Source organism: Candidatus Kinetoplastibacterium galatii TCC219 (assembly GCF_000340905.1).
GTDB classification, from domain to species: domain Bacteria; phylum Pseudomonadota; class Gammaproteobacteria; order Burkholderiales; family Burkholderiaceae_B; genus Kinetoplastidibacterium; species Kinetoplastidibacterium galati.
Genome location: NC_020284.1, coordinates 281,900 through 294,234, shown reverse-complemented (window position 1 = coordinate 294,234; position 12,335 = coordinate 281,900). Strand labels below are relative to the sequence as shown.

At 30.4% G+C, this 12,335-nt stretch carries 15 protein-coding genes; 4 read left to right on the top strand and 11 right to left on the bottom strand.

What is annotated here, in order from left to right; genetic code table 11:
- The first annotated feature begins 61 nt into the window (after window positions 1-61).
- Window positions 62-688: a glycerol-3-phosphate 1-O-acyltransferase PlsY gene (gene plsY, locus ST1E_RS01380; protein WP_015389456.1), complete on the top strand. Its 627-nt coding sequence runs from the start codon at window positions 62-64 to the stop codon at window positions 686-688.
- Between the two features lie 4 nt (window positions 689-692).
- On the opposite strand, the gene tsaD is transcribed toward plsY, so the two are convergent.
- Window positions 693-1,727: a tRNA (adenosine(37)-N6)-threonylcarbamoyltransferase complex transferase subunit TsaD gene (gene tsaD, locus ST1E_RS01375; RefSeq protein WP_015389455.1), complete on the bottom strand. Its 1,035-nt coding sequence runs from the start codon at window positions 1,725-1,727 to the stop codon at window positions 693-695.
- A 192-nt stretch (window positions 1,728-1,919) separates the two neighbouring features.
- Between tsaD and trxA the strand changes: the two genes are divergently transcribed.
- The gene (gene trxA / locus ST1E_RS01370; RefSeq protein WP_015389454.1) at window positions 1,920-2,246 is read left to right on the top strand and encodes a thioredoxin; all 327 of its coding nucleotides are present in this window, start codon (window positions 1,920-1,922) and stop codon (window positions 2,244-2,246) included.
- 65 nt (window positions 2,247-2,311) lie between these two features.
- Here the strand turns inward: trxA and ST1E_RS01365 are convergent, their stop codons facing one another.
- From ST1E_RS01365 to queE, 4 genes are all read right to left on the bottom strand, one after another.
- The gene (locus ST1E_RS01365) at window positions 2,312-2,857 is read right to left on the bottom strand and encodes a YigZ family protein (protein ID WP_235043593.1); all 546 of its coding nucleotides are present in this window, start codon (window positions 2,855-2,857) and stop codon (window positions 2,312-2,314) included.
- Between the two features lie 68 nt (window positions 2,858-2,925).
- Window positions 2,926-3,405 carry a tRNA adenosine(34) deaminase TadA gene (gene tadA / locus ST1E_RS01360; protein ID WP_015389452.1) on the bottom strand — a complete coding sequence of 160 codons (480 nt, stop codon included), beginning with the start codon at window positions 3,403-3,405 and terminating at the stop codon, window positions 2,926-2,928.
- A 17-nt stretch (window positions 3,406-3,422) separates the two neighbouring features.
- On the bottom strand, window positions 3,423-3,866 hold the full coding sequence (locus ST1E_RS01355; protein ID WP_015389451.1) for a 6-pyruvoyl trahydropterin synthase family protein: 444 nt from the start codon (window positions 3,864-3,866) through the stop codon (window positions 3,423-3,425).
- Window positions 3,863-4,495 (bottom strand): 7-carboxy-7-deazaguanine synthase, encoded by a 633-nt coding sequence (gene queE / locus ST1E_RS01350; protein ID WP_015389450.1) that lies wholly within the window; start codon window positions 4,493-4,495, stop codon window positions 3,863-3,865. Before queE ends, ST1E_RS01355 begins: the two co-directional genes overlap by 4 nt.
- A 331-nt stretch (window positions 4,496-4,826) precedes the next feature.
- Here queE and prfB point away from each other — a divergent pair, with 331 nt between their 5' ends.
- The gene (gene prfB, locus ST1E_RS01345) at window positions 4,827-5,930 is read left to right on the top strand and encodes a peptide chain release factor 2 (RefSeq protein ID WP_015389449.1); all 1,104 of its coding nucleotides are present in this window, start codon (window positions 4,827-4,829) and stop codon (window positions 5,928-5,930) included.
- A gap of 32 nt (window positions 5,931-5,962) precedes the next feature.
- Window positions 5,963-7,492, top strand: coding sequence for a lysine--tRNA ligase (gene lysS / locus ST1E_RS01340; protein ID WP_015389448.1), 1,530 nt, complete (start codon window positions 5,963-5,965; stop codon window positions 7,490-7,492).
- Between the two features lie 51 nt (window positions 7,493-7,543).
- Here lysS and fdx read toward each other — a convergent pair whose 3' ends face one another.
- From fdx to ST1E_RS01310, 6 genes are all read right to left on the bottom strand, one after another.
- Window positions 7,544-7,885, bottom strand: a complete 342-nt coding sequence (fdx, locus tag ST1E_RS01335) for an ISC system 2Fe-2S type ferredoxin (RefSeq protein WP_015389447.1) — start codon at window positions 7,883-7,885, stop codon at window positions 7,544-7,546.
- A gap of 85 nt (window positions 7,886-7,970) precedes the next feature.
- Window positions 7,971-9,746, bottom strand: coding sequence for a Fe-S protein assembly chaperone HscA (hscA, locus tag ST1E_RS01330; RefSeq protein ID WP_015389446.1), 1,776 nt, complete (start codon window positions 9,744-9,746; stop codon window positions 7,971-7,973).
- A gap of 52 nt (window positions 9,747-9,798) precedes the next feature.
- Window positions 9,799-10,317, bottom strand: a complete 519-nt coding sequence (gene hscB / locus ST1E_RS01325; protein WP_015389445.1) for a Fe-S protein assembly co-chaperone HscB — start codon at window positions 10,315-10,317, stop codon at window positions 9,799-9,801.
- A 15-nt stretch (window positions 10,318-10,332) separates the two neighbouring features.
- A complete protein-coding gene (locus ST1E_RS01320) occupies window positions 10,333-10,656 on the bottom strand; it encodes a HesB/IscA family protein (RefSeq protein WP_015389444.1) in 324 nt (107 codons plus the stop codon).
- A 17-nt stretch (window positions 10,657-10,673) separates the two neighbouring features.
- Entirely contained in the window at window positions 10,674-11,060 is a 387-nt protein-coding gene (gene iscU, locus ST1E_RS01315) for a Fe-S cluster assembly scaffold IscU (protein WP_015389443.1), read from the bottom strand.
- A gap of 27 nt (window positions 11,061-11,087) precedes the next feature.
- The gene (locus tag ST1E_RS01310) at window positions 11,088-12,278 is read right to left on the bottom strand and encodes an IscS subfamily cysteine desulfurase (RefSeq protein WP_015389442.1); all 1,191 of its coding nucleotides are present in this window, start codon (window positions 12,276-12,278) and stop codon (window positions 11,088-11,090) included.
- Window positions 12,279-12,335 lie beyond the last annotated feature (57 nt).

The window sequence follows — 12,335 nt, the reverse complement described above, 5'->3', positions numbered from 1 at the left end:
GATATTTGATATCAATATATCTTATATACTTAAATCAGAATTATAGATCAAAAACATTATTATGATAGACAACAACTACATAAATATTCATTTTCTTATAATAGCTATTTCTTCCTATATAATTGGATCAGTACCATTTGCAATTTTAATAAGTAAGTTTCTAAAATTAGAAGATCCTAGAAACTTTGGATCCAGGAATCCTGGAGCTACAAATATGCTAAGAACAGGTAATAAAACAGCAGCTATAATAACATTGTTAGGAGACATGGCAAAAGGATTAATAGCTCTAAAGATAACAAACATAATTTATGGGGGATGTTATTCAGAATTAGTCGGCATCTCTGCTGTATTTGTAATATTGGGGCACATATATCCAATTTTTGCTAATTTCAAAGGAGGAAAGGGAATAGCAACATTTTTTGGTATAATAATTGCGACAAATCCTTTATTATCAGTATATTGTGCAATATCTTGGGTATTAATAGCTTATATATGGAGATATTCTTCTCTAGCTTCTATTGTGACTGTTACTTTATCTGTAATATACAATATATTCGCATATGAGTTAGGCAATGTGGATTGCGCAATACTGGTATCTACCATAATATTAAGTACAATACTAATCTACAAGCATAAAGAAAATATTAAAAAACTAATAAATGGCACAGAAAATCGTATAATCATCTAATTTATCATTTATTAATATCCTCAATACTCCATCTTGATCTAACCTGGTTGTAATCAGAAATATTTGTAAAATCCACCAGACCAAATTTTATTTTATATGCAGCAGTGAATGCTATCATCGCTGCATTATCAGTGCATAACTCAATGCTTGGCAAATAAACATTACCACCTAGATTACTTAGCGCATAAATCAATTTACTTCTTAAGACCTTATTAGCACTGACACCACCAGAAATAGTTACGTTGGTTACTCCAGTCTTTTTGACAGCAAGAATTACCTTGTGGACTAGTATATCAGTTATAGCATCCTGTACAGATGCAGCTATATTCGCTTTTGTTGAATAATTGAAATTATCATTTGATTTTAGTTTTTTTATTCTTAACATAACAGATGTTTTCAATCCACTAAAACTAAAATTAAAATCATTGGTTTTTATCATTGGTCTTGGCAAATCAAAATAACTACCATCACCATCATCTGCTAACCTCGATAATTCTGATCCGTTACAAGGAGTTAGACCTATTAACTTAGCAATTTTATCAAAAGCTTCACCAGCCGCATCATCCAATGTATCACCAATCACGCAATAATTACAAAAACTCTTAACTAGAACAATCATTGTATTTCCACCAGACACCAATAAACTGATAAAAGGAAATTCCAAATCTTGATTTGTGATTAAAGGAGATAACAAATGCCCTTCAAGATGATTTATTGGTATAGATGGTATGCTTAAGGACCAGGCAATAGACTTAGCAAAACTAGATCCAACTAGTAAAGATCCTAACAAACCTGGTCCAGCCGTATAAGCTATAGCATTGATATCGCTGAAATCTAAATCCACATCACTCATAGCTTTCTTGGTTAGTCTTACTATATGGCTTAGGTGGTCTCTGGATGCTAATTCAGGAACTATTCCACCATAATCAATATGCGTATCCTTTTGAGTATGAATAACGTTAGAAATTAATCCCAAACTCGTTGAGAAAATCGCAACGCAAGTATCATCACAAGAACTTTCAAAACCAAGAATTATCATTTCATCATCTTATAATATCAAATATTTTCAAATAACAAACAAACTTAATAAATATAATAGCATCTCAAAAGTATTTTATATCACTGTACATAATACTATATAAAACTATCTCAATAAGTAAATAGCATAATAATATTTGGTGATATTAATATATAATGAAATATTATTATTTTTATAAAAAAGGATATATAAATGAGCGTAATAGAACTAAACAAAAAAATATTTAATGAAACCATAGAAAATAATGACACAGTAGTTATAGATTTCTGGGCTCCTTGGTGTGGTCCATGTAAGAGCTTTGCCCATGTATTTGAAAATGCAGCACAACAGAATGATTCAGCTTTATTTGCAAAAATAAATGTAGATGATGAAAAAGAACTGGCTTCAGAACTTAAGATCAGCGCAATACCAACTATAGTAATATTTCATAAGAAAAAACAAGTTTATGCAAAACCAGGGTCTATAAGTATCAATAAAATTAATGAGCTTATTCAAAACGCGCAAAACGAAAAATACTAAACTACACTTACATGATTTTATGTAAAAATCTATCAATTGATATTTAAATTTTTTCTTGGAAATATCTAAAGGCAACATAGTAATGCACTGCCTTTAGATATTTTATTAATCGTATTCTTCAGAGAATCGATTTTATCTTTTTGAACTTCGATAATAAATTCACAATTACTGTTATTGAAGTGATTAGATACTATACTTACACTATTGTCTAAATTATAGATAATGTGCATATCTTTAACTGCTATCGTACATTTTATTAGTAATGTATCCTTTATTTCAATAAAATTACTATGAGATAAACAACCTGTGACAGAAGCTTTATAAGCTCTCATAAGGCCACCTTTTCCTAACTTTATGCCTCCAAACCATCTAGTAACTAATACAGCAACCATGTTGAGATTTAATTCATCTATTGCCTGAAGTATTGGTCTACCTGCAGTACCATGCGGCTCATTATCATCAAAGTAACGATATGAATCGTTTATACGATAAGCCCAACAATTATGATTTGCAAGATTATTCTCATTATAAGAAAAAAAAACATTGGCTTCAGAAATACTACTGACAGGAACGGCTTGAACTAAGAAACGACTCTTTTTCACTATATACATATACCTATAGCTGGTATTAATGGTTCTCATAATTATAAGTTATTATGTAGCTGTTAATAATTTAGTCGTTATTTACTCTTTTTTCTGCGTAAATCATAAAAAAAATTTTTCATTATGTAACCACAATCATTTAATGAACTGCCATCAAAAACAGTTGTATGGTGATTAATTTCCTTGATGCTTGTTATGTCTAGAACCCCACCACAAGAGCCAGTTTTAAAATCTCTAGCTCCATAAACAACTTTAGATAATCTAGAATTTAAAATAGCACCCATACACATTACACACGGCTCTAAAGTTACATACATACTCATGCCATTTAATCTATAATTACTGATCTTATTAGATAATAGTCTTATAGCAACAATCTCAGCATGTGCTGTTGGATCGTTATCTGTTATTGTTCTATTATATCCGAAAGAAACGGGAACATGATTACTATTAACTATAACAGCACCAACAGGAACTTCTCCTTTACAATAAGCTATTTCCGCTTGCCTCAATGCTAAAGAAAGCATTGATTTATCAAAATCATTTAATAAAATCACAATATGTTAAGCCTATATTATTCAATATACTCTGACCAGCAATTAGGGGTTTCATAAAGGCAAACTTTTTTTAAACTTAAGTTATTCCTATAGTGCTTACTATAAACTGGTTTCAATTTCTTGAAAGAAATAATTGCCAAGTTTTCAACAGTAGGTACCTTGTCCAAAATTACAGTTTTATGGTTAGGTAGAGATTTTAGTAGATTTAAAATCTCATAATCATCGTAAGATACTAAAAATGCATGATCCCAAATATTTATGATATGTTCTAGGGCTAAAAGCTTAACATCAGCAAAATCCATTAACATCCCATGGTCGCTACTCGAGGATTCTTTAGAAACCTCACCTTCCAGTGTAACTATTAACGAATATCTATGTCCATGAATATTACTACATTTTCCATTATGATTTGGTATCCTATGTCCAGCATCAAATTCTAATTTTCTTGAGATTGAAATCATGGTATTCCTATGTATTTATGTGTCTGAAGACTTAATCTCCACTTTGGATTATTTTTACAATAATTAACAGCTAAATCAATATTTAATGCTAAATAATCGCTATACATTGGTTGTAAATAAAAATGCTGGAAATTCATATCAACAAAATTATCTGGACAAATATCATTTTGAGGAAAAACTAATTTTAACTCATTACCCTCTCTTAAAATCATACGATTTAAGTCTTTTGGACTAACACAAATCCAATCCACATTCTTAGGAGGAATAATACTTCCATTGGTCTCGATACCAACTTCAAATCCATTGTTATGTAACTCGCTTAATAGAGCACTATCTAACTGTAATAATGGTTCTCCTCCAGTTAATACAACATAACGGCCAAAATATTCTTCTCCCCATATTCTGGATATTTCTCTAGCAAGCAGGCTAGCAGATCTAAATTTACCCCCATTACATCCATTTATACCAACAAAATCAGTATCGCAAAATTTACATACCGCATTAATACGATCTAAATCATTACCATTCCAAAAATTACAACCTGTAAATCTACAGAATACAGCAGCCCTTCCTGTATAGAATCCTTCACCTTGCAATGTTTTGAAAATCTCTTTTACAGAATATGTCATTAAATACCCGCTAGAATAAACTTGGTGGTTGAATTTATTTAAAACAAAATATAATTCTTAATTATCAGATAAAGAATTCATATGTTTCTTATTATTTATTTTAGATATACAAATAAATTTTATTTTATTAAAAAATCAATTCTATAATTAGAATGTAAATTATAGAATTAATAATTAAATTGTTAATTATTGTAATGAACAAGATTATAAACTTAAAAATAACAGAATAATATGACACGGCATTATAAAGAAACCTATCTATTAAAACATGTATAACATCTGTAATATATTACTAATTAATAAATACCTATAATAAATGGAGTTTAATATAATGAACATAGAAAATAAAAATCAGGTCATTACAAACCTTAAAGACTATGAGCAAAGAGAATTAGATCTTCGGAGGTATCTTGAGTACGATAAAAAAATAGAAAGATTGCATATCATAAATGCTGAACTAGAAGATCCTAATTCATGGAACAATATTAGTTGTACTCAAAATTTAAATAAAGAGAAAAAATATTTAGAAAACATTATAAATACTCTAGAATTACTACACAACGAAATAAATGACTCCATAGAACTATTTTATATAGCTGAAACGGATAATGATTTTAAAACAATAAAATCTATAGAAAATAGTATGTGTGTACTTGATAGCAAAATAAAAGAGATGGAATTTTGCAGAATGTTCGTCAACAAAACTGATCAGCTAAATTGTTTCTTGGATATACAATCAGGAGCAGGAGGAACAGAGGCACAAGATTGGGCGTCGATGCTATTAAGGCAATACTTAAGGTATTCTGAAATAAAAGGTTTTAGCTCTGAGATTATATCAGAATCATCAGGTGAAGTTGCTGGAATTAAATCGGCCACAATTAGAATTGTAGGAGAATATGCTTTTGGTTATTTAAGAACTGAGACAGGGGTACATCGCCTTGTCAGAAAAAGCCCGTTTAACTCTTCAGGTGGAAGGCATACTTCATTTGCAAGTGTATTTGTATACCCAGAAATAGACGATTCTTTTGATATTGTCATTAATCCTTCTGATTTAAGAATAGATACCTATAGAGCAAGTGGAGCTGGAGGACAACATATTAATAAAACTGATTCTGCCGTACGTATTACACATAATCCTACTGGTATAGTTGTTCAATGTCAAAATGATAGATCTCAACATAGAAATAAATCAGAAGCTATGCAAATGCTAAAATCCAAACTATTTGATTTAGAGATGAGAAATAGATTAGTTGAACAAAAAAAACTGGAAGACTCAAAAACAGACGTTGGATGGGGAAATCAAATACGTTCATACGTATTAGATAAGAGCAGAATTAAAGACCTAAGAACAAATGTAGAAGTATCTAATGTGCAAAAGATACTTGATGGTAATTTAGATGTCTTTATACATGAAAGCTTAAAAATGGGCATCTAGATAAATTTATAATAAACTATTAGAGAAAAATTATGACTAATAAGAATGACTCTATAAATTCTGATCATGAAGAAAACAGACTTATCTTAGAAAGACGATTAAAACTTAATAAATACAGGGAAATAGGTTTTTCATACCCTAATAATATTACTCCGACTGAAAAGAATATAGATATCATAAACAAATATAAAGATTTAGATTCTGATATTATTAATTCGAAAGATATAAATGTTAGGATTTCTGGACGCATGATGCTGAAAAGAATTATGGGCAAAGCAAGCTTTTCAACAATTCAAGATAGCACAGGACGTATACAGATATATATATCCCAAAAAAATGTTAATGATGAAATATATAATAATTTTAAACAATTTGACTTAGGTGACATATTATTAATAGAAGGAAAAGTCTTTAAAACAAATAAAGGAGAATTATCTATAAATGTTAAATTGATATCAATCATATCAAAAGCAATAAGACCATTACCTGAAAAATTTCATGGTATATCTGATCCCAATATAAAGTATAGACAGAGATATGTAGATCTAATAGTAACAGAAGACACAAAAAAAACCTTTGAATTGCGTAGCAAAATAATAACTAATATTAGACAACATATGTCTAAAGAGGGTTTTATAGAAGTAGAAACACCAATGCTACATACAATTCCAGGTGGTGCCTCTGCTAAGCCATTTACCACTCACCACAACTCTCTCAATATGGATATGTATTTACGCATAGCTCCAGAGCTGTATTTAAAAAGACTAATAGTAGGTGGTTTTGATAAAGTATTTGAATTAAATCGCAACTTTAGAAATGAAGGAATAAGCCCAAGACATAATCCTGAATTCACAATGATGGAGTTTTATGCTACATATACAGATTATAATTGGATGATGAACTTTACTGAAAAGTTAATATGCGAAATATCAATGGCTATAAATAAAAAGAATTATTTAAATTATCAAGATAAAACTATAAATATCTCAAAACCATTTGAAAGATTGAATATATGTGATGCCATTTGTAAATATAATAAGAAATACAACATAGAGCAGCTGAATGATTATGAGTTTTTACAAAAAGAAATAGAACATATTGACAAAAAAATCTCACAAGATTTCCTAAAATCTTCCAAATTAGGAGAACTACAATTATGTCTTTTTGAAAAAACAACAGAAGAAAAAATCTGGGATCCAACATATATAATAGACTATCCTGTTGAAACTTCACCGTTAGCAAGACAATCAGACATTAACAAAAAAATAACAGAAAGATTTGAATTATTTATCGCTGGTAAAGAAATAGCCAATGGATTTTCTGAGTTGAATGATCCTGAAGAACAAGCAAGAAGACTATTAGAACAAGCAGAAAATAAAAATAATGATTCAGAAGATAATCATAAAATGTTTTTTGATTCCGACTACATAACAGCATTAGAATATGGCATGCCCCCAACTGGAGGATGTGGTATAGGAATAGATAGGCTAGTAATGCTAATAACAGATAAATCAAATATAAAAGACGTAATACTATTTCCTCATTTAAGAGAAAAAATATAGACTAAACAAGAACACATATCTAAATCCTTAGATATGTGTTAAATAATCTAGTTATATATTTTCTTTAGCATGGTTTATAGTATATCTGGGTATCTCAATTGATAAATCAGATTTAGAGACCTTGCACTGACATGATAATCTAGAGTTTGAAGATAAACCCCATGCTTTATCTAGCATATCGTCTTCTAAATCAGACGACTTCTCTAATGAGGAAAAACCATCTCTTATTATAACATGACAAGTTGTGCATGCCCCTACCATACCACATGCGTGTTCTATGTTAACGTTGTTATCTAACAAAACTTTACAAATAGAAACATCTTCAGGAGCATTATCTATAATAATACCAGATGGACATATATCCTTATTAGGTAGTACAGTTATCTTTGCCATATATTTTTACTATATTTATCAATTTTTTTATCTAATAAAGCATTTCTAAGAGATTTATTAATTCTTAGTTTTAAAAGATCATCATTTAATGATGAAAAATAATCCACATCATTTTTAAGTTATCAAAATCAATATTACCAACCTTCAACAAATTATTTGCGCTAATAATTTTACTCTTCACCTCAGATAACTCATTTTCACTTATAAGATCAGAATCTGTATTAAGTATTGTGTTTGTTGATTCTAATAAATTCTCTAGTTTTAATTTTAATTTGTAGAATATTGAAGAATCTTCTTTATCTACCGATTTATTATCGTCTGATAAAAGTAAACTTCTTATCTCATCATGTGACATTTTACTCAAATTATTAACTATTACACTTGATCCCAGGCCAGTCATTGACTCCTTGGCAGATACTAGTAATAAACCATCTGCATCTATCTGAAAAGTCACATTAACTCGAGCTTGGCCAGCCGGCATTGCCGGAATATTATTTAATTCGAAATAAGCTAAAGAACGACATTTAGATACTAAATCACTCTCACCTTGAAGAACATGGATCTTCATCGCAGTTTGTCCATTTTTCATAGTAGTAAAATCTTGAGAGTGAGAAACAGGGATTTTACTGTTCCTACGTACTATTCGCTCTACCAATCCACCAGCAACTTCTATACCTAATGACAAAGGAGTAACATCTAATAGTTGCCACTCTTTACTCAAGGATTCTCTATTCAATAACATATCACCGTATATAGCTGCACCAATAGCAACAACTTTATCTGGATCAAGATTGAATAATGGCTCTTTCTTAAAATATTTAGCCACAAAATTACGTATTATAGGCATTCTAGTAGATCCGCCCACCATTATGACCCCAGAAATATCATCAGTCTTTAATTTAGCATCAAGTAGTAAATTTTTAATGCATTTAGATATTCTAATAATTAAAGGATCCACCAATTTGTAGAAAATATCATTGCTTATCTCTATAGGATTTCCTATTTCTGATGGCAAATAAAACATAGATGAATCACTATATGATAAATGTTCTCTTGTTTCTCTTGCTGTTCTTATTAAACCATTTCTTTGTTCAAAAGAAAATTCTTTACTAGGAAATAAACTCATAACATAATTAACTATTGCCAAATCAAAATCATCTCCTCCTAGTGCATTATCACCTGAAGTGGCTATAACATCAAAAACACCATCAGTAAATTTTAAGATAGAAATATCAAAAGTACCACCACCTAAATCAAATACAGCATAGATGCCTTCCTTAGTATTATCAATACCATAAGCAATTGCAGCTGCTGTAGGCTCATTTATTAAACGAACCACATTTAGGCCTATTAGAGTTGCTGCTGCCCTGGTATCTTGTCGCTGAGTTTCATTAAAATAGGCAGGCACAGTAATAACAACATCTTTAACATCTTTTCCTATTTTGTACACGGCTAGCTTATATAGATGATCCAGTATTTTGGATGATATTTCTAATGGCGTAAACTCACCGTATGAAGTATTTATTTTTAAAACACCATTCTTGTCTAATAATTTATAAGTAGAATGCAGAAATTTTGAATCATCAAAAGATCTTCCCATAAATTTTTTAAAGGAAGATATTATTTCATTGCTTTTTAATTCCATAGCTTGATGACTAACTAAAATTTTGCCATCATTTAGAAAACCAATAATTGACGGGAACAGTGATCTATTAAGATCATCACATAAAACCTCTGGAATATCATTATCATTTACAAAAGCAACTAAAGAATTTGTAGTTCCTAAATCAATACCAAGAATTGTTTTCTTAGATCTTTCACAAGGTAGATCATTAGGTTCAGATATTTGTAATAGTTCCATCTGTTTAGACTTTGTTTGTGTTAAATTAATATTGCAATAATATGAGAATATTCTAGTCAGCAAGAACAAGAATTTTTTCTTCAATGTTATTATAAATTTTATCAATAAACATTAGCTCATTGATTAAAATACATGAATTTGCATAATCGAAATCTTTATCTAGCAACTTAGACAATGATATAAGCCTTTCATCTCTTTCTTTACAAAGAGTTATTCCTAATTTTTTTAAGCCATCAAGATCTCTAATGTTATATAAATCATCAACAGATTCTCTCCATACTAATTGTTGCTCAAGGAAAATAATACTAATATCAGATTTTTTATTACAGTTAAAACCATTGATTTCACATATATGGCTAGCACGTAACACTGGATCTTTTAATATCTTGTAAGCTTCATTTACAAAAGATGCCAGTTCTACAGAAGATCTTAGATCTCTATCATCAGAATTTATATATCTATCTGGATGCACAATACAAGATAAATGTTTCCAGGATTTTTCTAATTTATCTTGATCTATAGAAAATGAAATAGGCAATCCAAATGTATTAAAATAATCTAATCTTCGCATAAATAAAATTAATTCTTATACCATAAAAGATTTACCACAGCCGCATTTGGATTTTTCATTAGGATTTATATACTTAAATCCTTCTTTAAATCCATCTCTAACATAATCAAGTATAGTTCCATCCAAGTAAATTAAACTATCAGGGTCAATAAAAATTTTTATACCAAAATTTTCAAAAATTATATCATTTTCATTATAATCATCAACATACTCTATTTTATAAGAAAGACCAGAGCATCCGTTTATTTGAACTTTCATTCGCAAACCTATGCCTTTGCCTCGTTTTTTTAGAAAACGATCTATATGTGAAGCAGCATTCTTAGTTAAATCTATAGACATTTCGTATCTCTTAAATATTAATCTATCTTATTTTTTAACTTATAATCACTTATAGCTGATCTGATGGCATCTTCTGCCAATATAGAACAGTGTATTTTCACAGGAGGTAATGCTAATTCTTCAGCTATCTGCATATTACTAATTTCTTCTGCTTGTGTCAGTGATTTACCTTTAATCCATTCTGTTACCAAAGAACTAGAAGCAATAGCAGAACCACATCCATATGTTTTAAAACAAGCATCCTCGATAATGCCATCACCATTAACCTTTATCTGCAATTTCATAACATCGCCACAAGCAGGAGCCCCAACCATACCAGTACCGACAGACTCATCATCTTTACTAAAAGATCCAACATTACGAGGATTTTCATAATGATCCAAAACTTTATCGCTATAAGCCATAAGTAATATCCTTTCAAAAACTCAATATCAATGAGATGACCAATGCACAGATTCCAAATCCATACCACTTTTAACCATTTCCCATAAAGGAGACATGTCTCTTAATTTATTAACATGTGTATTCAATTCTTGAATAGCAAAATCAATATCATCTTCACAAGAAAATCTACCTAGAGTAAAACGAATAGAACTATGCGCTAATTCATCACTTCTCCCTAAAGCACGCAGTACATATGATGGTTCTAGACTAGCTGATGTGCATGCGGAACCACTAGAAACGGCTAGGTTTTTTAATGCCATAATTAACGATTCACCCTCCACGTAATTGAAACTTACATTCAAATTATGTGGAACGCTATTTTCCAGACTACCATTTATATAAACATCCTCAATATTAGAGATTCCTTTCAATAATTTGTTTCTTAGTGAAGCTATACGCACATTATCTGTATTCATATCTGTCTTAGCAATGCGAAATGCTTCTCCCATTCCAACAATCTGGTGTGTTGCTAATGTTCCTGATCTAAGTCCTCGTTCATGACCACCACCATGAATTTGTGCTTCAACACGTACCCTAGGCTTGCGACAAATGTACAAAGCGCCAATTCCTTTAGGACCATATACTTTATGAGCAGAAAATGACATCAAGTCAACAGGCATTTTTTGCAAATCTATTACTAACTTGCCGGATGCTTGAGCTGCATCCACATGAAAAATAATCCCTTTCTCTCTACATATTTTTCCTATTGCTTCTATATCTTGAATAACACCAATCTCATTATTAACTAACATTACTGAAACTAACACAGTATCTTTTCTAATAGAGTCTCTAAAGTAATCAAGATCTAGAAGTCCATTACTCATAACGTCAAGGTAACTAACATCAAATCCATGTTTCTCAAGGTTACGACAAGTATCTAGAACTGCCTTATGTTCTGTCTTAATGGTAATGATATGCTTACCTCTTTCAGAATAAAAATTTGCAGCACCTTTTATTGCTAGGTTATTAGACTCAGTTGCTCCAGAAGTCCATATAATTTCTCGTGGATCTGCATTAACTAAATTTGCAACATCTATTCTAGCTTTCTCTACCGCATCCTCAGCTTTCCAACCAAAACTATGGCTTCTAGAAGCAGGATTTCCAGGATTATCATACAACCATGGTATCATTTTCTCCACTACCCTTGGATCTACAGGCGTGGTAGCGGAATAATCCATGTAGATAGGGGATTTATTTTTTTTGCCATAATAACCTTCATGTCTTCTAAATAACTA

Excerpts from the sequence above, each read along its gene's own strand:
- fdx (WP_015389447.1), bottom strand. The coding sequence starts at position 7,885 with ATGGCAAAGATAACTGTACTACCTAATAAGGATATATGTCCATCTGGT.
- ST1E_RS01310 (WP_015389442.1), bottom strand. The coding sequence starts at position 12,278 with ATGGATTATTCCGCTACCACGCCTGTAGATCCAAGGGTAGTGGAGAAA.
- prfB (WP_015389449.1), top strand. The coding sequence starts at position 4,827 with ATGAACATAGAAAATAAAAATCAGGTCATTACAAACCTTAAAGACTAT.
- ST1E_RS01355 (WP_015389451.1), bottom strand. The coding sequence starts at position 3,866 with ATGATTTCAATCTCAAGAAAATTAGAATTTGATGCTGGACATAGGATA.
- plsY (WP_015389456.1), top strand. The coding sequence starts at position 62 with ATGATAGACAACAACTACATAAATATTCATTTTCTTATAATAGCTATT.
- ST1E_RS01365 (WP_235043593.1), bottom strand. The coding sequence starts at position 2,857 with ATGTATATAGTGAAAAAGAGTCGTTTCTTAGTTCAAGCCGTTCCTGTC.
- trxA (WP_015389454.1), top strand. The coding sequence starts at position 1,920 with ATGAGCGTAATAGAACTAAACAAAAAAATATTTAATGAAACCATAGAA.
- ST1E_RS01320 (WP_015389444.1), bottom strand. The coding sequence starts at position 10,656 with ATGTCTATAGATTTAACTAAGAATGCTGCTTCACATATAGATCGTTTT.
- tsaD (WP_015389455.1), bottom strand. The coding sequence starts at position 1,727 with ATGATAATTCTTGGTTTTGAAAGTTCTTGTGATGATACTTGCGTTGCG.
- lysS (WP_015389448.1), top strand. The coding sequence starts at position 5,963 with ATGACTAATAAGAATGACTCTATAAATTCTGATCATGAAGAAAACAGA.
- iscU (WP_015389443.1), bottom strand. The coding sequence starts at position 11,060 with ATGGCTTATAGCGATAAAGTTTTGGATCATTATGAAAATCCTCGTAAT.
- hscB (WP_015389445.1), bottom strand. The coding sequence starts at position 10,317 with ATGCGAAGATTAGATTATTTTAATACATTTGGATTGCCTATTTCATTT.
- queE (WP_015389450.1), bottom strand. The coding sequence starts at position 4,495 with ATGACATATTCTGTAAAAGAGATTTTCAAAACATTGCAAGGTGAAGGA.
- hscA (WP_015389446.1), bottom strand. The coding sequence starts at position 9,746 with ATGGAACTATTACAAATATCTGAACCTAATGATCTACCTTGTGAAAGA.